Genomic DNA, 25,328 nt, shown 5'->3' on the forward strand with positions numbered 1-25,328 from the left:
GGAGGATCAGGCGATCGGCGCGGGGCTGATCTGCCACACCTGGGCGTAGTCACGGATCGTACGGTCCGAGGAGAAGCGGCCCGAACCGGTGATGTTGACCCAGGCCTTGCGCTGCCAGGCCCGCTGGTCGGCGTAGTCGGCGGCCATCGCGTCCTTGGTCTGTCGGTAGGCCTCGAAGTCACCCAGGACGTAGTAGACGTCAGCCGACTCGTGGCTCGACTCGAGCAGGCTGCGCCGCAGGTCGGCGAACCAGCCCGAGCCGTTATCGTCCAGGGTCCCGTCGGTCAGGGCGTCCAGCACCCGCTTGAGCCCGGGGACGGACTCGTAGACGGCCCGCGGGTCGTAGGTCTCGCGCAAGGCCGGCAACTCGTCCTCGGTCGCCCCGAAGATGTAGGCGTTGTCCGGGCCGACGGACTCCAGGATCTCGACGTTCGCGCCGTCGAGCGTGCCCAGGGTCAGGGCGCCGTTCATCATGAACTTCATGTTCGAGGTACCCGAGGCCTCCTTGCCGGCCATCGAGATCTGCTCGGAGACGTCGGCCGCCGGGATGATGTGCTCGGCGGGGGAGACGTTGTAGTTGTGGATGAACACGACCTTGAGGATCTGGGAGACGACCGGGTCGTTGTTGACCAGCTCGGCGACCGCGTTGATGAGCTTGATGACCGCCTTGGCGCGGATGTAGCCGGGGGCTGCCTTGGCGCCGAACACGAAGACCCGCGGCGGCACGACGAGCGAGGGGTCGTCCTTCATGCGGAAGTAGAGGTCAAGGACGTAGATCGCGTTGAGCAGCTGACGCTTGTACTCGTGAAGGCGCTTGATCTGGACGTCGAAGATCGCCTCGGGGTCGATCTCGACGCCCTCGCGCTGAGCGACCCAGGCCGCGAAGTCGACCTTGTTGGCGTGCTTGATCTCGGCCAGCCGGTCCAGGACGGTGTCGTCGGCCGCGTCGACGTAGTCGGCTAGGACCGACAGGTCCGTGACCCAGGCGTCGGAACCCGTCACCTCGTCGAGCAGCGCGGACAGGCGAGGGTTGCACTGGCGCAGCCACCTGCGGGGGGTCACGCCGTTGGTCTTGTTGTTGAAGCGCTCGGGCCAGATGGCGTACCAGTCCTTGAGGGTGTCGCGCTTGAGGATCTCGGTGTGCAGAGCGGCCACGCCGTTGATCGAGTACGACGCGTAGCACGCGATCCACGCCATGCGGACCTTGCCCCCGCTCACAGGGGCGATGTACTCGATCGTCGAGTGGTCCACGCCCCGGTCGGCCAGGTCGGTGCGGAAGCGCCTGTCGATCTCACGGACGATCTCGAGGATCCGCGGGAAGAGCCGCTCAAAGATGGAGATCTCCCAGGTCTCGAGGGCCTCGGCCAGGACCGTGTGGTTCGTGTAGGCGAAGGTGGCGGTCACCACCGACCAGGCCTCCTCCCAGCCCAGGTGGTGCTCGTCCATGAGCAGGCGCATGAGCTCGGGGATGGCCAGCACCGGGTGGGTGTCGTTGAGCTGGACGGAGTTGAACTCGGCGAAGCCGGTCAGGTCCGTGCCGTGCTGGGCGACGTAGTTGTCGACGATCTCCTGGAGGGAGGCGGAGCAGAAGAAGTACTGCTGGCGGACGCGCAGGACCTTCCCCTCGTAGGTCGTGTCGTTGGGGTAGAGGACCCGGGAGATGTCGGCGGTGCGCTCGCGCTCGACGATCGCGTCGGTGAAGCGCTGGGAGTTGAAGGCGTCGTAGTCAAACTCCTCCATCGGCTCGGCCTTCCACAGGCGCAGGGTGTTGACGTTACGGGTTCCGTAACCGGTGATCGGCATGTCGTAGGGGACCGCGCGCACGGTCAGGTCCGCGTAGCGCACGATGCGCTGGGCCTCCTCGCGGCGCAGGACGAAGGGGTAGCCCTCCTCCATCCACGGGTCGGGGTGCTCGGTCTGGAAGCCGTCGTTGAACAGCTGCTTGAACAAGCCGTAGCGGTAGAGGATCCCGTATCCGGCCACCGGCAGGTCGAGGGTCGCGCACGAGTCGAGGAAACATGCCGCCAGGCGGCCCAGACCACCGTTGCCCAGCGCGGCGTCCGGCTCCTCCTCGAGGATCTCCGAGAGGTTCTGCCCGAAGGAGCCCAGCGCCTGGCGAGCCTGCTCGACCAGCCCCAGGTTGCTCAGGTTGTTGAGCAGCGCGCGGCCCATGAGGAACTCCGCGGAGAAGTAGTGCTCCATCCGGCCTGCGCGGTACTTCTGCTCGGTGGCGTACCAGTCGTCCGCGATGGCGTCGACGACGGCAGCGGACAGGCCCTGCCACACCTCCATCGGGGTCGAGGCTCCGGCGGGGTGACCGGAGACGGCCCTGATCTGTGAGGGCACGGTGGCGGCCAGGTTCTGCGTCATTCTTCTTCCCTTGTCAGACTCTGTTGTCGGGTCGCAGCCCGGCTGCAACCGGTCAGCGCATGACGGGGCTGGCCGCCCCATGGGAACACGTGCCCAGACGACCGGGCCCATTCGCGGACACTCACGAGCCTACCGGCCACCGCCCCGTGGCGCCCGTCTGTGCGCTGTCATTCCGGACACGACCGGCCGGGCGGCGGTCGTTGACGCTGCGCACGGGCGCGCCCTAACCTGGCCCCGCCAGGCACGGCTCGCCGACGAGCCGCCTGGTGGGCATCCAGATACCCGAGGCCGATACGTGACGAGGACCGTGGTCGTGTACACCTGGATTCAACAGTGCGTGTGGTGGCACGTGTACCCGTTGGGTTTCGCCGGAGCCCCGATCCGGCCGGAGGCGGACGAGGACGCCCCCTGCGCACGGGGGCTGGACTCCGTCCTGGGGCCCTGGCTCGACTACCTCATCGACCTCGGTGCCAACGGCCTGGCCCTCGGGCCCGTCTTCACCTCCCAGACCCACGGCTACGACACCGTGGACTTCTACTCGATCGACCCCAGGCTCGGTGACGACGCCGGTTTCGACCGCCTTGTCGCCGCGTGCCAGGACCGCGGGATCAAGGTCATGCTCGACGGGGTGTTCAACCACGTCGGCACCGCTCACCCGCTGCTCAGGGCCGCGATGGCGGGAGACGACGCAGCCGCCTCCATGTTCCACCTCACCCGGGGGCAGGGGAGCGAACCGGACTACCGCGACTTCGAGGGGCACCGTGGGCTCGCGGTGCTCAACCACGACTCCCCGCAGGTCGCCGACCTCGTCGTCGACGTCATGAGCCACTGGCTGCGCCGCGGCGCGTCCGCCTGGAGGCTCGACGCCGCCTACGCCGTCGCCCCGGAGTTCTGGAGCCGCGTCCTGCCGCGCGTCCGCGAGGAGTTCCCCGAGGCCTGGTTCGTCGGAGAGGTCATCCACGGCGACTACCTCGACATCGTCGAGCGCTCCGGGATGGACTCGGTCACCCAGTACGAGCTGTGGAAGGCGATCTGGAGCGCGCTGGCCGACGCCAACTTCTACGAGCTCGACTGGTGCCTGGCGCGGCACAACGAGCTGCTCGCCACGATGACCCCGATGACCTTCGTCGGCAACCACGACGTCACCCGCCTCGCCAGCCGGATCGGCGACGAGGCGATGCGCCTGGCCCTTTCCGTCCTGCTCACCGTCGGGGGGATCCCGTCGGTCTACTACGGCGACGAGCAGGCCTTCCGCGGCGTCAAGACCGAGGAGCTGGGCGGGGACGACGCCGTCAGACCCGCCTTCCCCGACGGTCCCGAGGGGCTGAGCCCCCTGGGGGCGCCGATGATGAGGCTGCACCAGGAGCTCATCGCGCTGCGTCGCAGGCACCCGTGGCTGGTCACCGCCAGGACCGAGGTGAGGCACCTGGACAACCGCTCCTACGGCTACGAGGCGGTGGGCCCCGACGGTCAGAGGCTGGCCGTCGACCTGCACCTGGACCCCCGGCCGACGGCGCTCATCACCCCTCCCGGGGAGCCGGCCGTCCGGATCGGCTGAGGCTGCGCCCCCGCGCCCACCGGCCCAGGCGGTGCACGCGACAGGGCGCGGCCCGCAGCGCACCGCCGCGAACCGCGCCCCTGGACGCGCCCGTCTCAGTCCCTGGTCGGGCGCAGGAAGATCGCTCCCATCGGGGGCACGCGCAGACGCACCGAGGCGGGACGGCCGTTCCACGGCAGCTCCTCGGCCTCGACGTGTCCGAGGTTACCCACGCCGGAGCCGCCGTACTCCGGGGAGTCGGTGTTGATGACCTCGTCCCAGCCTCCGGCGAAGGGCAGGCCCACGCGGTAGCCCTCGTGCGGGGTCCCGGCGAAGTTGATGACCGCCACGACGAGGTCGGCCCGGCCGTCGGGGCCCGTCCCCTTGCGCAGGTAGGACAGGACGTTGTGGTCGCCGTCGCCGGCCTCGATCCACTCAAAGCCCCGGTGGGAGAAGTCGTCGGCCCACATGGCCGGCGACTGCCGGTAGAAGCCGTTGAGGTCGCTGACGAGCTTGAGCAGTCCCTGGTGGCCCGGGTCCTCCAGGATCCACCAGTCCAGGGAGTGGTCCGAGTTCCACTCGGCGCCCTGGCCGAACTCCTGGCCCATGAACAGCAGCTGCTTGCCGGGGTGGGACCACTGGTAGGCGTAGAGGGCACGCAGGCCCGCCAGCTCCTGCCAGGCGTCACCGGGCATCTTGGACAGCAGGGACCCCTTGCCGTGGACGACCTCGTCGTGGCTGAGCGGCAGGATGAACTGCTCGGAGAAGGCGTAGACGAGGGAGAAAGTGAGCTCGCCGTGGTGGTACCGGCGGTTGATCGGCAGCTCGTCGAGGTAGCGCAGCGTGTCGTTCATCCAGCCCATGTTCCACTTGAGCCCGAAGCCCAGGCCGCCGTACTCGGTGGGGGCGGTCACCCCGGGCCAGGCGGTGGACTCCTCGGCGATCATGACCGTGCCGGGGTTCTTGCGGTAGGCGGTCGCGGTGGCCTCCTGGAGGAAGCTGATCGCCTCGAGGTTCTCCCGCCCGCCGAACTGGTTGGGGTGCCACTGGCCCTCCTCGCGCGAGTAGTCGAGGTAGAGCATGGAGGCGACCGCGTCGACGCGCAGGCCGTCGGCGTGGAACTCGCTGAGCCAGTACAGGGCGTTGGCCACGAGGAAGTTGCGCACCTCGTTACGACCGAAGTTGAAGATGTAGGTGCCCCAGTCCGGGTGCTCGCCGCGCTGCGGGTCGGGGTCCTCGTACAGTGCGGTGCCGTCGAAGCGCGCCAGTGCCCACTCGTCCTTGGGGAAGTGGGCCGGCACCCAGTCCAGGATGACGCCGATTCCCGCCTGGTGGAGCTGGTCGACGAGGTACTTGAAGTCGTCGGGCGTGCCGAAGCGGGAGGTCGGGGCGTAGTAGCCGGTGACCTGGTACCCCCAGGAGCCGCCGAAGGGGTGCTCGGCCACCGGCAGGAACTCCACGTGGGTGAAGCCGGCCTCCTTGACGTAGGGGACGAGCTCCTCGGCCAGGCCGCGGTAGCCCAGGCCCTGGCGCCAGGACCCGAGGTGGACCTCGTAGATGCTCATCGGGCCGGCGTGGGGGTCGGTCGTCTTGCGGCGCTCCATCCACTCCTGGTCGCCCCACTCGTGGACGGCGTCGGTGACGACCGAGGCCGTCGCCGGGGGGACCTCCGAGGCGCGGGCCATCGGGTCGGCCTTCTGGTGCCAGGACCCGTCGGCGAAGCACAGCTCGAACTTGTAACGGGCGCCCACGCCCACGCCGGGGACGAACAGCTCCCAGACACCGGAGTGGCCCAGGGAGCGCATCGCCGAGCCGGTGCCGTCCCAGTAGTTGAAGTCGCCCACGACGCGCACGGCCCGGGCGTTGGGCGCCCACACGGCGAAGGCCACGCCCTCGACGGCCCCCATCGGGCCGGAGTAGTGCTTGACGTGCGCGCCCAGGACCTCCCACAGCTCCTCGTGCCGGCCCTCGGAGATGAGATAGGTGTCCATCTCCCCCAGGGTCGGCAGGAAGCGGTAGGGGTCGTCGACGACGGTGGTGTCCTCGCCGTAGGTGACCGCGATGCGGTAGTCCGGGATGGCGTCGCCCGGGACGACTGCGACCCACACCCCGTCCTGCTCGTGGCGGGCGGGGAAGGTGCCCTCGGCCGTGACGACGGAGACGGCGTCGGCGAGGTGGCGCACGGTGCGCACCGTCACCCCGCCGGAGCCCACATGGGCTCCGAGCACCTCGTGGGGGTTGTGGTAGCGCGCATAGGCGACGTCGGCAAGGACCCAGGGGTCGACGTGGACGGCGGTGGACTCGGGTGTGGACTCGGGTGCGGGCTCGGGGTGCGTGGCGTCGGTCATGTGCTCAACTCTCCCATGGGCGTGGACGGTGGCGGGGGACTTTGTTCGGGTCGAATCGAGGGCTGCCGACAAGATGCCTGCAAGTGATCAAGAATCACGGTCATCAATCGACTTCAATCATCGGCTCGTGTGGTGAGAAGCCTCAGGGCCCTGACCGGGATCTCCAGCCAGTCGGGGCGGTTGCGGGCCTCGTAGACCGCCTCGTAGAGCGCCTTGTCGAGCTCGAGGGCAGCCAGGAGCGTGTCGGCGCGCTGACGCTCCTCGGTCCGCTCGCCGCCCGGGTCCTGCTCCTCGCCCGATGAGCGGGCGCTGGCGTACCCGAGGCGGAAGGCGGAGCGGACCGCGGGCAGCCAGTCCTCGTGCCGGGCGCGGCCCACCGCGGCGGCGTAGTCGAAGGAGCGCAGCATCCCGGCCACGTCCCGCAGGGGCTGGTCGGGCTCGGAGCGCTCGGTCAGGGGGCGCAGGGGCTCGCCCTCGAAGTCCAGGACGTACCAGCGTCCTGGCTCCCCAGCCTCCCGCAGGACCTGCCCCAGGTGGTAGTCGCCGTGGACCCGGCTGGCCCGCTCCAGGCGGGGCAGCGCCTCGAGCGCCTCGAGGACCCTGCTCACCCCTGCCTCCAGGCCCGGGACCGCCGAGGCCAGCGAGGGCACCTCCCTGCAGGCCCACTCGGCCCGGAGCCGCAGCGCCTGAGCCAGCTCCCGGGGCGAGCGCGGCTCGTTGGTGCCCAGCGCACGGGCCAGGCGCTCGTGCATCTGAGCGGTCGTCGTCCCCAGGTCCCGTGCGAGCCCCACGGCGCGCTCGCGCACCGGGCCGGCGGCGTCGTCGTCGGCCGCCAGGGCGCAGAACAGCTCGAAGCCGTCGTCGGCCACGGGGATGAAGGTGCAGGCCACGGCGGAGTCGGACAGGGCTGCCGTCCCGGTGGCGGGGTCGGTCCACCCCAGGGTCGACCAGGCCACGGGACGGCGCACGTGCTCCCAGCCCAGGCGGGCCAGGGCCGCCGAGACCTCGACGTCGGGGTTGCGGCCGTGCGCCAGGACCCGGAAGACCTTGACGATGAGGTCCTCGTCCAGCTCGTCGCCGCCAGGAGGGGCGGGCAGGACGACACTCGTGTTGGACTGCTCCCCGGTGGTCACCCGAAGCCGGGCGGCCCGGCCGGACACGACCCGCGGTCCCTCGGGTCCCAGGCTCGTGCCGGCCTCCTGGGCCGCCTGGGCCCACGCGCGCCAGAAGGCGGGGTGGTGCGGCCCGTCGACGAGGGCAACGGGGCCCTGCGGGCCGGGGGCCACGGTTCCTGCCGAGCCCTCAGGTTCCCCGGCCACCGCGTAGCGCTCGAGGGCCTGGGGGGTGTCGAGGACCAGGGGGACGTGCATGAGCAGCGGGCCCGGGCCCTGGGGTCGGGGGACCGCGATGAGGAGGTCGCGCACCCCCGGGGCGAGGGCCACGTCGGCGACGATGCCCAGCGCGGCGGAGGCGGGGGCCGCCCCGCCCTTGAGGGGGAACCAGCGGCGCTCGGCCATCCAGGTGGACAGCGCCGTGAGGAGGTCCTCGTCCTCGGGCCAGCGGCGGGGGTCGGCCGGTGGGGGCTGTGCGCTCATGTCAGACCTCCTGGGGAGCCTCGACCGACAGCCAGTAGTAGCCGCGCGCCCCGAGGGTCAGGTGAATACGCCCCTGGTCGTCGAGGGCGGGGAAGACCCCGCCGCCGAGGATCTCCGTCGTGGCCCGTCCCGCCAGCTCGGGCACCTCGACGGTCACCGAGCGGGGGGCGTCGGCCAGGTTGGCCACGCACAGCAGCGTCTCCCCGCCGTGGGTGGGGGCGTCGGTGCGCGTGTGGGCCAGGACGGCGTCGTCGGAGGTCCTGCACAGCCGGAAGGACCCGCGGCCCAGCACCGGGTGCTGGCGGCGCAGGTGGAGCAGCCGGCGGGTGAAGTGCAGGAGGGAGGAGGGGGTGGCCAGGGCGTCGGCGACCGTGCGCTGGGCGTAGCCGGGGGCGTCGATGAGCGGCAGGGTGAGGGACTCGGGGTCCTCGCAGGTCGAGAAGCCCATGTTCTCGGAGTGGTCCCACTGCATGGGCGTGCGCACGGCGTCGCGGTCAGCCAGCCAGATGTTCTCTCCCATGCCGATCTCGTCTCCGTAGTAGAGGCACGGTGAGCCCGGCAGGGACAGCAGGAGGGCGTGGGCGAGCTCGAGCTCGGCGCGCGAGTCGCCCAGCAGCGGCGTCAGGCGCCTGCGGATACCGACGTTGGCGCGCATCCGGTCCTCGGGCGCGTACCAGCCGTACATCGTGGCGCGCTCGTCGTCGGAGACCATCTCAAGGGTCAGCTCGTCGTGGTTGCGCAGGAAGGTGCCCCACTGCCCGTGCGCGGGAATCTCCGGCGTCTTGCTCAGGACCTCGCGCACTGCCCGGGAGGACTCCTCCCGCAGGGCGTAGAAGATGCGGGGCATGACCGGGAAGTGGAAGCACATCGTGCACTCCGGGGCCTGGTCCGTGCCGAAGTACTCGACGACGTCCTCGGGCCACTGGTTGGCCTCGGCGATCGTGATGACCCCGGGGAACTCCCGGTCGATCATCTCGCGCAGCCCGGCGATGACCGCGTGGGTGCCGGGAAGGTTCTCGCAGTTCGTCCCCTCGGACTCGATGAGGTAGGGGATGGCGTCGAGGCGGAACCCGTCGACGCCGGTCCGCGCCCAGAAGCGGATGACCTCGTGGATCGCCTCGATGACGTCGGGGTTGTCGTAGTTGAGGTCGGGCTGGTGGGCGAAGAACCGGTGCCAGTAGTACTGGCCGCGCACCTCGTCGTAGCTCCAGTTCGACGGCTCGGTGTCGATGAAGATGATGCGCGTGTCGGGGTAGCCGGAGTCGTCGTCCGCCCACACGTAGAAGTCACCGAAGGGTCCGGTCGGGTCGTGCCGGGAGGCCTGGAACCAGGGGTGGGCGTCCGAGGTGTGGTTGACGACCATGTCGATGATGATCCGGATGCCGCGGGCGTGGGCCTCGGCCACGAGGCTCCTGAAGTCCTCCATCGTCCCGTAGCGCGGGTCGATGCCGGTGTAGTCGGAGATGTCGTAGCCGCCGTCGCGCATGGGCGAGGGGTAGAAGGGCGGGATCCAGATCGCGTCCACCCCGAGCCAGGCCAGGTAGTTGAGCCGGGAGGACAGGCCCGCGAAGTCACCGACGCCGTCGGCGTCGGAGTCGGCGTAGGAGCGCAGGAGCGCCTCGTAGAACACGGCGGTGCGGAACCACTCGGGGTCCTCGGTCAGTCCCGGTCGCGGCTGCGCAGGCAGGTCGGGGACGCCGGGGACGGCGGAGACGGAGGCGATCACGCATGACCTCTCTGGTGGTGGTGGACGATGGTGGAGGGGCGGGGCGCGCCCGGCCCCGCGGCCGGTGGTCTCCTCACGGGGGACCTCCCTGCGGGGCGGGCTCCCTGAGGGGAGGGTGCCGGCGGCTGCGGTGCGGGGCCGACGCCGTGCCGGCCCCGCACCCCGGTCACAGGGGCTCGACGCTGAGCACGTGCGCGACCTGGCCGCCGAAGGGGTCCAGCCGCACGTAGTTCGTCCCGCTCCAGTCGTAGGAGGCGCCGGTCAGCTCGTCGGTGACGTGGACCACGGGACGGGAGCCGTCGGTGCCCGGGGGCAGGCCGAGCTGGTCGAGGTTGAGGAAGACCTCGCCCTCCTGGGCACGGTGCGGGTCGAGGTTGACCACCGTGAGGACGACGTCGTCGGCTCCGGTGGGGCTGTGCGCCGCCTCGACCCGCTTGGAGTAGGCGATGAGCGCGTCGTTGCTCGTGGGGTGGAACCAGATGTCCCGCAGCTGCTGGAGGCAGGGGTGGGCGGTACGCGCCGCGTTGAGGCGGGTGAGGAGGTCCTCGATGCCGTTGGTGCGGGCCGCCGCGAAGTCACGGGGCTTGTACTCGTACTTCTCGTTGTCGATCTGCTCCTCGTAGCCTGGGCGCGGCGTGGACTCGGCCAGCTCGTAGCCCGAGTAGATGCCCCAGGTCGGGGACATCGTGGCCGCGAGCACGGCCCGCAGCTTGAAGGCGGCCACCTTCCCGTTGGTCATGAAGGGGGTGAGGATGTCGTGGGTCGTGGGCCAGAAGGCCGGGCGCAGGACGTGAGCGGTCTCCTGGGAGAGCTCGACCATGTAGTCGGTCAGCTCCTCCTTGGTGTTGCGCCATGCGAAGTAGGTGTAGCTCTGGTTGAAGCCGATCTTGCCCAGCGTGCGCATCATGGCCGGGCGGGTGAAGGCCTCGGCCAGGAAGAGCACCTCGGGGTGCGAGGCGCGCACCTCCCGGATGAGCCGCTGCCAGAAAGGCAGGGGCTTGGTGTGCGGGTTGTCGACGCGGAAGATCGTCACGCCGTGCTCGATCCAGGTCGTGACCACCTCGAGGATCGCGTCGTAGATGCCCTCGGGGTCGTTGTCGAAGTTGAGGGGGTAGATGTCCTGGTACTTCTTCGGCGGGTTCTCGGCGTAGGCGATGGAGCCGTCGGCCAGGACCGTGAACCACTCGGGGTGCTCGCTCACCCACGGGTGGTCGGGTGAGCACTGGAGCGCCAGGTCGAGGGCGACCTCCATCCCCAGCTCCCCGGCCCTGGCCACGAGGGCGTCGAAGTCCTCGAAGGTGCCCAGGTCGGGGTGGACGACGTCGTGCCCGCCCTCAGGTGAGCCGATGCCGTAGGGGGAGCCCGGGTCGCCGGGGCGTGCTGTCAGCGTGTTGTTCCTGCCCTTGCGGTTGGTCGTCCCGATGGGGGAGATCGGGGTGAGGTAGAGGACGTCGAAGCCCATCGCGGCGATGCGGTCGAGGCGGGCCGTGGCGGTGCGCAGGGTCCCCGAGCGCCAGTTCCCCTCGGCGTCGGTGCCTGATCCCAGGGAGCGGGGGAAGATCTCGTACCAGGAGCCGACCAGCGCCCTGCGCCGGTCGACCTGAAGGGGGTAGGTGGCCGACGGGGACACGAAGTCACGCAGCGGCAGGCGCTCGAGCGCCGAGACGACGCCCTCGTCCAGCCCTGCGGCGAGCCGGGAGGCGGCCGGGGCGGAGGCGTCCCGCAGCGCGGCGGCCGCCTCCCGGAGGACGGCGGCGTCCTGGTCCGGGCGCTCCTCGAGCCCCGCGGCGCGCTCCAGGACCCGGGCGCCCTCCTCGAGCATGAGCTCGACGTCGACCCCGGCAGGGACCTTGATGCCCGCGTCATGGGCCCACGTGGCGTAGGGGTCCGACCAGCCCTCGACCCGCAGGCCCCAGTCGCCGGGGGAGTCGGGGGCCAGACGAGCCTCGTACAGGTCACGGCCGGGGGCGATCTCCCGCATGCGCGCGCTGGGGCCGTCGGTCCCGTCGGGGCGCACGAGCACGGCTGTGGCGCCGAAGCGGTCGTGCCCCTCCCGGAAGACCGTGGCACGCACGGGAATGACCTCCCCCGGCACGGCCTTGGCCGGCCAGCGACCGTCCTCGACGACGGGGAAGACCTCGGTGACGGGGATCCGGCCCACCGGGGAGTACGCGGCTGGGCGGGGGGTCTCGGCTGCGGGAGCTGAGTCCTGGGACGGCGAGGTCGGGACGTTGGACGGCATGGTCTTCACGGCGGCCTTTCGTGTGGACGCCGCGCGGCGGTGCGGCGTGCTGGGGGTCACACGACAAGCCTACGGCCCTCTGGCCTGACAGTCACATCTGCCCCACCGTGCCGGGCACTGCGCGGCGGGCACACGCATCGGCGCCGCCCCGGTGGTGTGAGGGGCCCCGGGCCTTCGCGGTCCGGGCCGCCCCGGCAGTCAGGGCGGCCCGGTCAGGCCCTGTGGGCCCGGGAGGCTGAGCAGGCAGTGGGGTTCAGTAGGTCATGTGCATGGCGGTGCGCACGGCGTCGAGGGTGGTCTGGGCGACCTCGCGGGCGCGGTCGTTGCCCTGGCGCAGGACCGCCAGGAGGTGGGCCTCGTCCGCGACCAGCTCGGCGCGACGGGCTCGCACGGGCGCGAAGTACTCGTTGACCGCCTCGGTGACCAGTGCCTTGAGGGCGCCCGCGCCGGCGTCGCCGATGCTCTCGGCGATTTGCTCGGGAGCGCCCGCCCCGCACAGGGAGGCGAGGGTGAGCAGGTTGGAGACCTCCGGGCGGGCCGCAGGGTCGAAGGTGATGACCCGCTGGGAGTCGGTCTTGGCCTTCTTGAGGACCGCGGCGGTCTCGTCGGCGCTCATGCGCAGCTCGATGGTGTTGTGACGCGACTTGCTCATCTTCTCCCCGTCCAGCCCCAGCAGGAGCGGGGCCTCGGACAGGAGGGCCTCGGGGCGACGGAACACCGGGTGGTCCTTGACCGCGCGGCCGTAGCGCCTGTCGAAGCGCTGGGCGATGAGACGAGCCTGCTCGAGGTGGGGGAGCTGGTCCTTGCCCACGGGCACGAGGTTGGCCTGGCAGAACAGGATGTCGGCGGCCTGGTGGACGGGGTAGGTGAGCATGAGGCCGCTCATCGCGCGACCGGCGGTGGCCTCCAGCTCGGCCTTGACCGTGGGGTTGCGGTGCAGCTCGGACTCGGTGACCAGGGACAGGAAGGGGAGGATGAGCTGGTTGGCGGCAGGCACGGCCGAGTGGGCGAAGACGGTCGAGCGCGACGGGTCGACTCCGACGGCCAGGGTGTCGGCCACGAGGGACAGGACGCGTTCGCGGATGGGGCCCACCCCGTCCCGGTCGGTGATGACCTGGTAGTCGGCCACGAGGATCCAGGTGTCGACGCCGCGGTCCTGGATCGCCTTCCACGAGCGCATCGTGCCGAAGTAGTGCCCCAGGTGCATGTTGCCCGTCGGGCGCACGCCGGTGAGCATCCGGTAGCGGCCGGGGTTGACGTCGAGGTCGGCCTGGATCTGCTCGCTGCGGGCCAGGCTGCGGGCCAGGGAGGCCTCGTCGGTGGAGCGGGCGAGGGCGTCCTCGGCGCTCGAGGCAGTCGCTGGGGCGGGGTTCTGCTCGGTCATGCGCGCAATACTAAAGTGGTTGCCCCAGCGCTGATCACCACCGACGTCCCGGGCTGCCGGAGGCCGGCTCAGGGCTCCAGGTGCTCGCCGGACAGGTAGAGCCGCATCGACAGCGGGTCGAGGGTGGTCGTGTCCCCGGGGCGGTCCTGGCGGCAGTCGACCCAGCCCCGGTCCGCGTGCCTGGCCGGCGGGGGAGCGGAGCCGCGCCGCACGCGCCGGGCCAGGGCGAAGGCCGAGGTGTGCGGGCGCGGCACCGCCCAGGTGGAGTCCCAGACAAGGTGCCAGTCGGTGGAGTGCGCCTGAGGCAGGACGACGTCGACCTGGTCGAGCGTGCCGTTGATGATGACGAGCAGGTCCTGGTCGTCGACGGGTCGACCGTTGCGCAGCATCTGCACGACACGGGTGCCCGGGTCGTGCCACGCCGCGGAGTCCATCGACTCTCCGCTGGCACGGAACCAGGCCAGGTCGGGGACGGTGTCGCCCTCGGGGACCGCCCCGGTGGCGAAGGCGGTGGGACGCAGGACCGGGTGCGCCTCGCGCAGGGAGATGAGGAAGCGGGTCGTGGCGATGAGGTCGCGCTGCCAGGTGGACAGCTCCCAGTCGTACCAGGAGATCTCAGAGTCCTGGCAGTAGGAGTTGTTGTTTCCCTGCTGGGTGCGGCCCATCTCGTCCCCGCCCAGGATCATGGGCGTGCCCGCCGAGATGAGCAGGGTGCCCAGGACGTTGCGCGAGGAGCGCCGTCGCAGCACCTCGATGGGCCCGCCGCCCATCCCCTCGGGAACCGGGCCCTCGAAGCCGTGGTTCCAGGAGCGGTTGTCGTCGGTGCCGTCCCGGTTGTCCTCGCCGTTGGCCAGGTTGTGCTTGTGGTCGTAGCTGACCAGGTCGCGCAGGGTGAACCCGTCGTGGGCGGTGACGAAGTTGACCGAGCCGAGCGGTCCGCGCCCCCCGGGGTACTCCCCGTAGGAGAACATGTCGGCGCTGCCCGACAGGCGCGTGGCCAGGTCGCGCAGGTCCATTCCGTGGCGTCCCTTGGACATCTCCTTGGCGTCGCCCAGCCAGAAGGAGCGCACGGTGCCCCGGTAGCGGTCGTTCCAGTCGTGGAAGGGCGAGGGGAACTCTCCGGTGCGCCAGCCGCCCGGGCCGATGTCCCACGGCTCGGCGATGAGCTTGACCCGCTGGAGGACGGGGTCGGTGGCGATCCCGATGAGCAGGGGGTGGCGGGCGTGGAACTCACTGGCGTCCCGCCCCAGGGTGACCGCAAGGTCGAAGCGGAACCCGTCGACGCCGACCTCCGTGACCCAATAGCGCAGGGAGTCGAGGGTGAGCTGGACCGCGCGGGTGGAGCGGAAGTCGACCGTGTTGCCGGTGCCGGTGACGTCGACGTACTGGGCGGGGCGGTGGTTGGCGTGCAGGTAGTACTCGAGGTTGTCCAGCCCGCGCAGGGACAGGGCCGGCCCGTCGACGCCGGACTCGCAGGTGTGGTTGTAGACGACGTCCAGGAGCACCTCGAACCCCGCCTCGTGCAGGAGGGAGACCATGCCGCGGACCTCGTCGAGGACCGCCTGGGGCCCCCGTCGCCTGGCGGAGGCGGTGGCGTAGGCGGGCTCAGGGGCGAAGTAGGACAGGGTCGAGTACCCCCAGTAGTTCGTCCTGCCCCGCTGGAGGAGGAAGGCCTCGGAGAACCCCGCGTGGATGGGCAGGAGCTCGATGGTCGTTACCCCCAGCGACGTGAGGTGGGAGATCACCGCGGGATGAGCCATCCCCGCGTAGGTCCCCCGCAGCTCGGCCGGGACCTCGGGCATGTCGTGGGTCATGCCCTTGACGTGGGTCTCGTAGATGACCGTGCGGTCCATGGGAACCCGGGGCCCGGGCACGACGGGGAACTGGGCTCCGAGCACGACGCCCCGCGCGACGTCGTCGGCCGAGTCGAGCTCGGAGGGCATGAGGGGGAAGCCGGTGGGCGCGAGCTCGGGGGTGACGGCGTGGGCGAAGAGGGACGGGCTCAGCCGGGGGGTGGAGTCGATGGCCCGGGCGTAGGGGTCGAGCAGGAGCTTTCGGGGGTTGAACAGCAGGCCCTCGGAGGGGTTCCACGACCCGTGCACCCTGTACCCGTAGCGCTGGCCCGCACTGACCCCCTCGACGTGGGCGCTCCACGCCCCCCGGGACGGGCCGTGCATGCCCACGCGCCGCTCGGAGACCACCCGCCCCTGCTCATCCGTCTCCACGAGGCACAGGTCCACCGCGTGCGCCCGGGGCGCGACGACGGCGAAGTCGGCGCCGTCCGCGACCAGGGTGGCCCCCAGGCGCGTGGGATCGAGGGCGCTGGAGGCGGCGAGCGGGGCTGGCTCCGACGCGGGTGAGACGGACATGCTCTCCATTGTCTGGCCTCAGCACGATGAGCGACAACCGGGGGAGGGCGAGAGAGGTCACCTTCGGGCGCATGGCGCGCGCCTGAGTGAGGCAGCACTCACCGAAGCGTCGAGGGAGATATGGCAATCTTGTCGGCATGAAAATCGTGGTCTGCATCAAGCACGTCCCCGACGTGCAGTCCGAGCGGCGGCTTGAGGACGGTCGTCTCGTGCGCGGTGAGGACGACGTCCTCAACGAGCTCGACGAGAACGCCGTCGAGGCCGCTGTCAGCCTCGTGGAGGACCACGGCGGCGAGGTCGTCGCCCTGACCATGGGGCCTGAGGACGCCGAGGACGGTGTGCGCCGCGCCCTCCAGATGGGTGCGGACCGCGGTGTCGTCGTGAGTGACGACACCCTGGAGGGGGCCGACGTCGTGACCACCGCCCGCGCCCTGGCGGCCGCGATCGACCGCCTCGGGGAGGTCGACCTCGTCGTCACCGGAATGGCGTCGCTGGACGCGATGACCTCGATGCTCCCCGGCGCGCTGGCCGCAGCGCTGGGTCGACCCGCCCTCACCCTGGCCAACGGCCTCGAGGTCGACTCCGGCACCGTGAGCGTGACCCGCTCGGTGGGCGCGGTCCGCGAGGTGCTCTCCTGCCCCCTGCCCGCCCTCGTGTCCGTCACCGACCAGGCCAACGACCCCCGCTACCCCAACTTCGCGGCGATGCGCGCCGCCAAGAAGAAGCCGGTCGAGTTCTGGTCGGCCGGCGACATCGGCATCGAGGCCGCCGCGCCAGGAGTGGGGGTCGTCGACTCCGAGGCCCGCCCTGCCCGCCAGGCGGGAACCATCCGCACGGACGCCGGCCAGGCCGGCCGCGAGCTCGCCGCCTGGCTCGTGGACTCCAAGCTCGTCTGAGCCCCAGGACCTCAAGGAAGAAGACACGACCATGCTCGACGTACCCGTCCTCGTGCTCGCAGACCTCGACGCGGCCGGAGCCCCCACCGGCCCGGCCCTCGAGCTGGTCAGCGCGGCACGCGCCCTGACCAGCGGGGAGGTCATCGCCCTCGTGCTTGCCGACCCTGACCGCGCCGCCGCCGCCAGCCCCTCCCTGAGCGGCTGCGGTACCGGCCGGGTGCTCGCTGCGGGCCCCGCCACCGCCGTCGTGGCGGCCGGCGCGGCTGACGCGGTCCTCGCGGCGGTCGGCGCGCACGCCCCCGGGGTCGTGCTCGTCACGAGCGACTACCGCGGTAAGGAGGTCGCCGGGCGCGCCGTGGTGCTCCTGGGCTCCGCCTGCGCCAGCGACGTCGCCGACCTCGAGATCGTGGGAGACGAGCTGCGCGCCTCCAAGCTCGTCCTGTCGGGCTCGTGGACGACGACCCTGGCGGTCGCGCCGAGCACCGGCCGCGCCCCGGTCGTCGCCGTGCGCCCCGGCGCCGTCGAGGCCGCTGAGGTCCCGGCCCCCTCCCCGGCGCCTGTCGAGCCGCTCGAGGTCGAGCTCTCCGCTGAGGCCGCCGCCGTCACGCTCGTCTCGAGCGAGCAGGCCGCCCTGGCCGCCGGCCCCGACCTCGTCGAGGCGCGCACCGTCGTCGTCGGAGGGCGGGGCGTCGACGGCGACTTCGACCTCGTGCGCTCCGTGGCCGAGCCCCTGGGAGCCGCCGTGGGCGCCACCCGGGTCGCCTGCGACGAGGGCTGGATCGAGCGCAGCGCCCAGGTCGGCCAGACCGGGGTGTCCATCGCCCCGCGCCTGTACATCGGCCTGGGCGTCTCGGGCGCCGTGCACCACACGAGCGGCATCCAGGGTGCGGGTGCGATCGTGGCGGTCTGCGACGACTCCGAGGCGCCGATCTTCGAGATCGCCGACTTCGGCGTCGTCGGCGACGTCACCCAGGTCGTACCCCAGCTGGTCGAGGAGCTCGAGCGCCTGCGCTCCTGAGCTCCTGACGCGCCCATCGGGGAAGGACCTCCGAGGATCCCGTGGCTGCGTAGCGCAGTCCCAACGGTTCAGTGGTGCGGGCGGGCCCGGGAGGGCCCGCCCGCACCACTGTCAGCACCACTGTCAGCCGAAGGCCCGGCCGAAGCCCGTGACCCGGAAGTCCCCGGACTCATCGGCCTCCAGGATCAGCCACGACAGGTAGGAGTCGTTGCCGTACTGGTCCTGCTGGGGCGCGAGCCACGGGAGGGCGGGGTCATCCGAGGTGACCGGGCAGATGACGGCGCCGGGGTCGAGGGCCTCGGTGCCCGACTCGACGCCGGGAGCCGAGTAGGTCCCCGTGTCGAGGCCCGGTGCCGCCAGCGCGCAGGACACGACCGAGCCCCCCTCGGGGAACTGCAGGCTGCGCACCGTGTCGGTCGAGCCCTGGGCGCCGAGCGTCACGTCGAGCTCGGCCGCGAGCTCGGGGCTCATGTACTGCTCCGCCTCCTCGGCCTCGCCCGAGGCGATGGCGTCGTAGGCGGCCTGGACGTCCTCGGTCGCGGGGATCCGCAGGGACCCCGAGGGCAGGGAGTAGACGACGTCGACGATGCCCAGCGACTCCCCGTCCCAGCGTGCCGTCACCGTGGCGCTCGCGCTGCCCTCGCAGGCCTGGCAGGAGTCGTCGCCGGCCACCTGGATCGAGGGCACCGTAAGCGTGATGGTCTCGCCCACGGCGTGGACCTCCTCGATGAGCAGGTTCGGGGTTGTCCCGACGTCGCCGGAGGTGACCAGGTCGAGCTCGCCCAGGAGCCCGTCGGCCTGGCTGTAGACGGCCAGCACGTCGAAGCCCGTGTTGCCCCCGCCCGAGCAGGACATGACGACCACGGCCACGGGGCGTGAGTCGAAGACCCCGGGGATGACCTCCTTCATCGTGGCGGTGGCCGGCACGACTCCTGCCTCGGTGCTCGAGGCGACGCCGTCGACGAAGGTGGCGCCGCCCTCCTGGGAGGCTGCGGGCATGCACAGCTCGGGAACCTCGAGGGTGGCGTTCCTGATCGCCTCGAGGTCGAGCGCCTCCTCGGAGTCCGGCCCGGAGGTCGGCAGGGCCGTGGAGGACGGGGACGTCGTCTCGAAGGACAGCACCGACGCGGTCGCCCCGCTGACCACGACGATCGTCCCGTCCGAGGCCGCCCACGAGGTCACGGGCGTCGTCACCGTCCACAGTGTCGTTCCCGTCTCCGGGTCGAGGGCGATGATCCCCTCGGGCTCGGCGAGCACGACGGCGCCGGAGTCGACGAGCCACTCGGGCGGGGCCGAGTCGGTCGCACCGGTGAGATCGGCCGTCCCCTCGGGCAGGTCGCGCACCCACAGCGTCTCCGGGCCGTCCACGACGGCCAGCTGCTCGCCGTCGCCGACGACCCACACCTCACGCGTCACCGGCAGCCTCATCCCGGCCAGCCTCCGTGGGACCTCGACCGGCGCCGCCCACACCGGCCGCTCGCCTCCAAGGCTCAGCCCCGAGACCGCCTCGCCGTCGACAGTGAGTCCTCCCTCGTCGTCGAGGGCCAGCGGGACCTCCGTGGTGGCGGATCCGGTCACGCGGGTCCAGGCCCCCGTCCCCGTGGCGGGGGCCGTCGGTGCGGTCGTCGCGGACGAGGCCCGGGGGTCCGGCGTCCCCGAGGCGCTCACCTGAGCGGCAGGTGCCGTTGGGCGGGTCGTGGCCGGTGAGGCGCCCTCGGCGGTGCCCTCGCCCGTGTTGGTCGTCAGGCCCTGGTCGGCCGTCGCAGCAGGGGAGGCCTGGGGCTGCGGGGAGGTGACCTCCCAGGCTGCGGGGGTGGTCACCTGGTTGACCCCGGTGCCCAGGTCGACCCTCAGCAGCTCACCGCAGTCGAGGACGTCCTGGGAGACCTGGCAGTCGAGGCCGGAGGCGGCGGCCGCGGTCGGCACCTGATGCATCCCGGTCTGTGCCTGCGTGGCCGGAACGAGGGAGCAGGGTCCCGTCCGGCGCGCGACGCTTGACGGGAGCCGACAACTGTGTCACTGTATTAGTGCAGTAATACAGATGGTCTGACGAGGCCGTCCCGCTGCGCTCATGAGCACCTGTCCCACCAACCCGAGGAGGGGTGATGCGGATCGACGACACCCGTCCGATCTGGATCCAGCTGGTCGACGACTTCCGCCTGCGGATCGTCTCGGGCCAGTGGCCCGCAGGCCAGCGGATCCCCAGCGTGCGCGAGCTCGCCTCCGACGCCGGCGTCAACCCCAACACCGTCCAGCGAGCGCTGGCCGAGCTCGACCGCTCGGGCCTGACCTCGGCCGAGAGGACGGCGGGCCGTTTCGTGACCGCCGACCCGGCGGCCCTGGCGGCCGCCCGTCGTGAGCTCGCCCTCGACGCGACCGACACCTACATCGCCGCGGTCGCCCCGCTCGGCATGGACCTCGACCAGGCACGGTCCGTCCTGGCCGAGCGCTGGCCGACCGCACCCACCGACCCAGGAGAACCCTCATGAGCCCGACCGCCACCATGCCCCCACCAGGACCCGGCGCCCTGGCCCGGACCGGGCAGATCCCGGCCCTCGACGGCGGGGAGCCCCTCGTCGTCGTCGACAGCCTGACCAAGACCTATCGTGGGCGCCCCGCGCTGTCCGGGCTGAGCCTGAGCCTGCCGCCCGGCCGGGTCGTGGGCCTCATGGGCGCCAACGGCTGCGGCAAGACCACCCTGCTCAAGATCCTGGCGGGGGTCCTGGCGGACTACGAGGGCTCCGTGAGCATCGCCGGCCACCGCCCGGGGCCGCGGACCAAGGAGCTCGTGTCCTTCCTGCCCGACGCCTCCTTCCTCGCCCCCAACCTCACGACGGGTCGGGCCGTCGCCCTGTTCGCCAGGCTCTTCGCCGACTTCGACCCCGGCAAGGCCACCCGGCTCATCGAGTTCTTCGGCCTGCCCTCGGACCGCTGCGTCAAGGAGATGAGCAAGGGGATGGGGGAGAAGCTGCGCGTGGCCCTGGCCATGAGCCGGCGCGCTCGGGTGTACCTGCTCGACGAGCCGATCTCCGGGGTCGACCCGGCAGCCAGGCAGGTGCTCCTTGACGGCATCGTCGAGGACTTCGACCCCTCCTGCCTGCTCGTCATGTCCACCCACCTCATCTCCGACGTCGAGCCGGTCATCGACTCGGCCGTCTTCATCAAGGACGGCGCCCTCCTGCTGGCCGGGGACGCCGACGACCTGCGCCAGGCTCACGGCATGAGCCTGGACGCCCTGTTCCGGAAGGAGTACCGCTGATGCTGCGCACGCTGTTCGTCCAGGAGATCCGCACCCAGGCGCCCCGCAACGCCGCGGTGCTCGGAGTGTGCGCCGTCATCATGCTCGGCTTCCTCGCGCTGTGGTGGCTGCTCGCCGACGCCGGGGTCCTGGCGGCCCTCGCGCAGGTCGCCGCCTTCGTCACCCTTGTCGCGGCTCCCGCGGTCGTCATGGGTCAGGTCGGTGTCGAGTACTGGCAGTCCATGTACGGCCAGCGCGGCTACCTCACGATGGTGGTGCCGGTGCGCGGACGTGTGCACCTGGCCGCCAAGACCTCCTACGCGGTCCTGGTCGCTCTCGTGCTCGTGGCGCTCAGCGTCCTGGGCCTGCTGGCCTGGGCGACCGTCCTGGCCCACACCGCGGGCACGACGCTGGGCGCGCTGGTGGAGCCGATGCTCTCCGGCATCGAGGCCTTCGGGACGGGCAAGGCCCTCGTGTTCCTCGGCGCGACGGTGATGGGCATGATCTGCCTCATCATCGAGGTCGCCGCCGTCATGAGCATCGGAGCCCAGGGGCGCTTCAACCACCTCGGCTTCGGGGCGCCCCTGGTGGGCTTCGTCCTGCTCTACGTCGCCTCCCAGGTCCTGGGGCTGGTCTTCACGCTCTTCGTGCCCCTGAGCGTGGACGTGACGACCGGGGACCTGGTCGGCCGCCTCATGTGGCCGGACTTCCTCGAGGCCACGAGGACCGGGGCGGAGCCGACGGTCGTGGGCATCGGCAGCATCGTCGTCGGGCCGCTGCTGGCCGCCGGGCTGGCGTGGTGGGCGGTGCGAGCCGTCGAGAGGCACACCTGCCTGCGCTGAGCCCCTGCGCCCCGCGTCCTCAGGTGATCGTGGCCTGGGCCAGGACCTGGTCACCGTCACCCGGGGGCGCCGAGGCGTAGACGACGAGCGACTGGCCTGCCGCGATCCCGCGCACCGGCTCGTGCAGCTCGGCGCTCAGGGTCGAGGCCTCGGGGTCGATGACGACGTCGGCCCCCACCGCGCGTCCGTGCGCCCGGACCTGGACGCTCACGCCCCGCCATCCCAGGGCCGCGCCGAGCTCCTCGGGCTCGGCCAGGAGCACGAGCCCGTCGCCTGCCACCGTCGAGCGACTGAGCAGCTCGGCGGGCCCGACGACCACCTCGTTGGCGGCCGGGCGGGTCTGGAGCACGTAGCGGGGGCGCCCGTCGGGGGCGGGACGGGTCAGCCCCAGGCCCCTGCGCTGGCCCACGGTGAAGCCGAAGTAGCCCTCATGGGTGCCCAGGACCTCACCCTCGGGCGAGACCATGGTCCCGGGCTCGGTGCCCAGGCTGCGTGCGAGGAAGCCCCGCGTGTCGCCGTCGGCCACGAAGCAGATGTCGTAGGAGTCCGGCTTGTCGGCCACTGGAAGGCCCCGGCGCTCGGCCTCCGCTCGGACCGCGCTCTTGGAGGGGGCGTCCCCCAGGGGGAACAGCGCCCGGCTCAGTCCCGTGCCACCCGAGACCGCCAGGACGTAGGACTGGTCCTTGGCGCCGTCGGCCGCCCGGCGCAGCTCGAGCCCCTGCGTGCTGCCCGGCCGTCCCGCGGCCGCCCCGCCGCGCAGGCGGGCGTAGTGGCCGGTGGCCACGGCGTCGAAGCCCAGGGCCCGGGCGCGCTCGAGCAGTGCGTCGAACTTGATCCTCTCGTTGCAGCGCACACAGGGGTTCGGGGTACGGCCGGCCCTGTACTCGGCCAGGAAGTCGGCCACGACACGCTCGGTGAACTCCTGGGACAGGTCCCACACGTAGAAGGGGATCCCGAGGATCTCGGCCGCCCAGCGGGCGTCGGAGGCGTCCTCGATCGAGCAGCATCCCCGTGCCCCCGCCCGGGTGGCCGCGGGCGTGCGCGACAGGGCCATGTGGACGCCGACGACGTCGTGGCCTGCCTCGACGGCGCGCGCGGCGGCCACGGCGGAGTCGACCCCGCCGGACAGGGCTGCCAGCACGCGCACGTCTCCTCCTCGCTTCCGGCTCGACCACGGCAGACTACCGTGCCCGCTCCGGTGGACCGACCGGCGCCCGGACGTGTCAGATGTCCCGATCTCGGGGTGTCAGATGTCCCGATCTCGGGGTGTGGGCGCGCCGGGCGGCCTCGAGCGCCCCGGGTAGGACCTCCAGCAGGCGCTCGACGTCGGCGACGGTGGTGCGCAGGCCCATGGACACCCTCAGCGTCGAGCGGGCCGCCTCGTGTCCGTGGCCCATCGCCAGCAGGACGTGGCTGGGGCGGCTCACGCCCGCGTGGCAGGCCGATCCCGCCGATGCGTCGATGCCCGCCAGGTCCAGGCTCATGAGGAGTGCCTCGGGCGAGACCTCCTCGAACCACAGGTGGGCGGTGCCCGGAAGGTGGGGGGCCTCGTCCGGGAGCGTGAGGTGGACGCCCGGCAAGGCCCTCGTCCCCTCCAGGACCCGGCGGCGCAGCGCCTCCAGCCGCGCCGCCTCCTCGCGCTGCTCGGCCACCGCGAGCTCGACGGCCGCCGCGAGGGCCCGCGCCCCGACGAGGTCCTGGGTGCCCGAGCGCAGTCCCCGCTCCTGACGCCCGCCGCCGGTGGGGCAGACCAGCTCGAGGTCGCGCCGGGTGACCAGCGCCCCCGTCCCCACCGGGGCGCCGAGCTTGTGTCCCGACAGGCTGAGGGCGTCCAGCCCCCAGCCGTGCATGTCGACCGGGACCCGGCCCAGTGCGGCCACGGCGTCGGAGTGGACCGGAACGTACCCGCTGCGCCCGGGACAGTCCTGGTCGCTGGCGGCGCGCACGGTTGCCACGACCCCGGCCACGTCCTGGACGACGCCGGTCTCGTTGTTGGCCGTCATGACGCTGACCAGGGCGACGGGCCCGGAGGAGACCGCCCGGGCCAGACCTTCGGTGAGCACGCGGCCCAACGGGTCGACCGGGACGAGGACGTGCTCGGCGCCCAGGTGCTCGGCGGCGGTCCGGGCCGAGTCGAGGACCGCGGGGTGCTCGACGGGAGAGGTCACGAGACGCGGGGCGGGCACGCCGGCAGCACGGGCCGCCAGCACCCGGCCCGCAACGACCAGGGAGTCGGCCTCGGTGCCCCCCGAGGTGAACAGCACCTCGTGCGGATCGACGTCAAGAGCAGCGGCCAGGCGGGAGCGGGCCTGCTCGAGCAGGGCCCCGGCCCGCCGTCCCGAGGCGTGCCGGGAGGCGGGGTTGGCCGCCCCGGCGAGGCCGTCGGCCAAGTCATCCCGGACCTGCTCGGCGACCTCCGGGCGCATCGGCGTGGTTGCGGCGTGGTCGAGGTAGATGCGCGCAGAGCTGCTCACTCCCGCAGCCTACGTCCGCCACGCTCCCTCAAGCAGGGGCGCGTCGAGGCAGGGGCGTCCGCGGGCGACGGGCGGTTCGGCGGACAGGCGGGCCCCTGGGGCGGGTATCGCCGGTACTAGGCTGGGTCCATGAGCGATAACGCGCATCCTGCTCCCCACCGGCAGCCGACGACGGGCACCCCTGCCCTGCCGACCATCGACGTCGGGTGGAGGGACCGCTCCCTGGCGCGCTCGGCGACCGACCGGGACGCCTCGCGCCGGGCGCAGCCCGGTCTGCTCGAGGAGCTGGCCGCCGACCCCGCCACGCGCCTGGTCCTGGTCGACGCCCGCGGGCGCGTGGCCCTCGAGGGGCACACGCCCGCGGGCGCGTCGGAGGACGGCTTCGGCAGCGATGAGGCCTCCGCCCCGCAGGCACGACCCGAGGCCGGGCCGCGTCTCGCGCCGCTCACGACCGCCGACCTCGGCCTGGACGGACTGCGCACCTGCTACCTGGGACGTGGCAGGGCAGAGCGTGACGGCCAGGAGCGCCCCTCGTGGCTGGCGGTGCTCGTCCCCTCCGACCTCGCCGAGGCGACCGACGCCGAGGGGGCCGCCCGCGCCCACCCCGCCCTCGCGCAGCTGCTTGACCGCCATCCCCTGGCCCCGCTCAGGGTGGTCGGTGGCGCCCTCGACGCCCACGACGCGGGACTGGCCACGGCCGCAGCCGCCCTGGCCGCCTGGCACGCGCGCGCCGGCTTCTGCCCGGCCTGCGGGCACCACACCAGCCCGGTCGAGGCCGGGTGGGCCCGCGCCTGCTCGGGCTGCCAGACCGTCCAGTTCCCCCGCACCGATCCGGCGGTCATCGTCGCCGCCACCGACGAGGACGACCGGCTCCTCATGGTCCACGCCGCGGCCTGGGAGGCTCACCGCTACTCGGTGGTCGCCGGCTTCGTCGAGGCCGGCGAGGCGATCGAGGCCGCCGTTGCCCGCGAGGTCTCCGAGGAGACCGGCCTGGAGGTCGCCGAGCTGGCCTTCGTGGCCAGCCAGCCGTGGCCCTTCCCCCGCTCCCTCATGCTGGCCTTCCGCGCCCGTCTCTCCCCAGGAGGCGGCGCGCCCCGCGCCGACGGGCAGGAGGTGACCGGCGCCAGGCTCCTGGGGCGCGCGGAGCTGGCCGAGGCCGTGCGCGTCGGTGAGATCGTCCTTCCCGGTCCCACCTCCATCGGCCGCATGCTCATCGAGGACTGGTTCGGAGGCTCGGTGACCTGAGTCCCCGCCCGACGCGTCGCACCGGTCCCCGCCCGACGCGTCGC

At 72.2% G+C, this 25,328-nt stretch carries 17 protein-coding genes; 7 read left to right on the plus strand and 10 right to left on the minus strand.

All coding sequences use genetic code 11. The features are described 5' to 3' along the window. Positions 1-6: 6 nt before the first annotated feature. Positions 7-2,370: a glycogen/starch/alpha-glucan phosphorylase gene (locus tag EL245_RS12585; RefSeq protein WP_126383630.1), complete on the minus strand. Its 2,364-nt coding sequence runs from the start codon at positions 2,368-2,370 to the stop codon at positions 7-9. Positions 2,371-2,665: 295 nt separating this feature from the next. Here EL245_RS12585 and EL245_RS12590 point away from each other — a divergent pair, with 295 nt between their 5' ends. Then, on the plus strand, positions 2,666-3,928 hold the full coding sequence (locus EL245_RS12590; protein WP_232009781.1) for an alpha-amylase family protein: 1,263 nt from the start codon (positions 2,666-2,668) through the stop codon (positions 3,926-3,928). Positions 3,929-4,023: 95 nt separating this feature from the next. On the opposite strand, the gene glgB is transcribed toward EL245_RS12590, so the two are convergent. The 6 genes from glgB to glgX all read right to left on the minus strand — a co-directional run bounded on the left by glgB (position 4,024) and on the right by glgX (position 15,580). After that, positions 4,024-6,255, minus strand: a complete 2,232-nt coding sequence (gene glgB / locus EL245_RS12595) for a 1,4-alpha-glucan branching protein GlgB (protein WP_126383634.1) — start codon at positions 6,253-6,255, stop codon at positions 4,024-4,026. Positions 6,256-6,368: 113 nt separating this feature from the next. Beyond that, positions 6,369-7,850, minus strand: a complete 1,482-nt coding sequence (locus EL245_RS12600; RefSeq protein WP_126383636.1) for a phosphotransferase — start codon at positions 7,848-7,850, stop codon at positions 6,369-6,371. A gap of 1 nt (position 7,851) precedes the next feature. Then, complete coding sequence (treS, locus tag EL245_RS12605) at positions 7,852-9,576, minus strand: maltose alpha-D-glucosyltransferase (RefSeq protein WP_126383638.1); 1,725 nt, start codon at positions 9,574-9,576, stop codon at positions 7,852-7,854. Positions 9,577-9,742: 166 nt separating this feature from the next. Continuing rightward, positions 9,743-11,818, minus strand: coding sequence for an alpha-1,4-glucan--maltose-1-phosphate maltosyltransferase (locus EL245_RS12610; protein ID WP_126384554.1), 2,076 nt, complete (start codon positions 11,816-11,818; stop codon positions 9,743-9,745). Positions 11,819-12,071: 253 nt separating this feature from the next. Next, positions 12,072-13,202, minus strand: a complete 1,131-nt coding sequence (gene trpS / locus EL245_RS12615) for a tryptophan--tRNA ligase (protein ID WP_126383640.1) — start codon at positions 13,200-13,202, stop codon at positions 12,072-12,074. Positions 13,203-13,270: 68 nt separating this feature from the next. After that, complete coding sequence (glgX, locus tag EL245_RS12620; RefSeq protein ID WP_126383642.1) at positions 13,271-15,580, minus strand: glycogen debranching protein GlgX; 2,310 nt, start codon at positions 15,578-15,580, stop codon at positions 13,271-13,273. 128 nt (positions 15,581-15,708) lie between these two features. Here glgX and EL245_RS12625 point away from each other — a divergent pair, with 128 nt between their 5' ends. Together EL245_RS12625 and EL245_RS12630 are read left to right on the plus strand one after the other, a co-directional pair. Next, complete coding sequence (locus EL245_RS12625; RefSeq protein ID WP_126383644.1) at positions 15,709-16,467, plus strand: electron transfer flavoprotein subunit beta/FixA family protein; 759 nt, start codon at positions 15,709-15,711, stop codon at positions 16,465-16,467. 31 nt (positions 16,468-16,498) lie between these two features. Next, a complete protein-coding gene (locus tag EL245_RS12630) occupies positions 16,499-17,485 on the plus strand; it encodes an electron transfer flavoprotein subunit alpha/FixB family protein (protein ID WP_126383646.1) in 987 nt (328 codons plus the stop codon). Positions 17,486-17,608: 123 nt separating this feature from the next. Here the strand turns inward: EL245_RS12630 and EL245_RS12635 are convergent, their stop codons facing one another. Further along, positions 17,609-19,411 (minus strand): hypothetical protein, encoded by a 1,803-nt coding sequence (locus EL245_RS12635; RefSeq protein WP_126383648.1) that lies wholly within the window; start codon positions 19,409-19,411, stop codon positions 17,609-17,611. 179 nt (positions 19,412-19,590) lie between these two features. Here EL245_RS12635 and EL245_RS12640 point away from each other — a divergent pair, with 179 nt between their 5' ends. Genes EL245_RS12640 through EL245_RS12650 form a run of 3 tightly spaced genes read left to right on the plus strand, consistent with a single transcriptional unit; the run spans position 19,591 to position 21,565 of the window. After that, positions 19,591-19,974 carry a GntR family transcriptional regulator gene (locus EL245_RS12640; RefSeq protein ID WP_126383650.1) on the plus strand — a complete coding sequence of 128 codons (384 nt, stop codon included), beginning with the start codon at positions 19,591-19,593 and terminating at the stop codon, positions 19,972-19,974. 14 nt (positions 19,975-19,988) lie between these two features. Continuing rightward, positions 19,989-20,744 carry an ABC transporter ATP-binding protein gene (locus tag EL245_RS12645; protein ID WP_164719484.1) on the plus strand — a complete coding sequence of 252 codons (756 nt, stop codon included), beginning with the start codon at positions 19,989-19,991 and terminating at the stop codon, positions 20,742-20,744. After that, on the plus strand, positions 20,744-21,565 hold the full coding sequence (locus EL245_RS12650) for a hypothetical protein (RefSeq protein WP_126383654.1): 822 nt from the start codon (positions 20,744-20,746) through the stop codon (positions 21,563-21,565). The genes EL245_RS12645 and EL245_RS12650 overlap by 1 nt, the downstream gene beginning before the upstream one ends. A 19-nt stretch (positions 21,566-21,584) precedes the next feature. Here the strand turns inward: EL245_RS12650 and mnmA are convergent, their stop codons facing one another. Together mnmA and EL245_RS12660 are read right to left on the minus strand one after the other, a co-directional pair. Beyond that, the gene (gene mnmA / locus EL245_RS12655; protein ID WP_126383656.1) at positions 21,585-22,712 is read right to left on the minus strand and encodes a tRNA 2-thiouridine(34) synthase MnmA; all 1,128 of its coding nucleotides are present in this window, start codon (positions 22,710-22,712) and stop codon (positions 21,585-21,587) included. A gap of 76 nt (positions 22,713-22,788) precedes the next feature. Next, the gene (locus EL245_RS12660; RefSeq protein WP_269471393.1) at positions 22,789-24,039 is read right to left on the minus strand and encodes a cysteine desulfurase family protein; all 1,251 of its coding nucleotides are present in this window, start codon (positions 24,037-24,039) and stop codon (positions 22,789-22,791) included. Positions 24,040-24,168: 129 nt separating this feature from the next. On the opposite strand from EL245_RS12660, the gene nudC reads away from it, so the two are divergent. Then, entirely contained in the window at positions 24,169-25,284 is a 1,116-nt protein-coding gene (gene nudC, locus EL245_RS12665; protein WP_126383658.1) for an NAD(+) diphosphatase, read from the plus strand. Positions 25,285-25,328 lie beyond the last annotated feature (44 nt).

The sequence above is a fragment of the Actinomyces howellii genome (genome assembly GCF_900637165.1).
Classification (GTDB): domain Bacteria; phylum Actinomycetota; class Actinomycetes; order Actinomycetales; family Actinomycetaceae; genus Actinomyces; species Actinomyces howellii.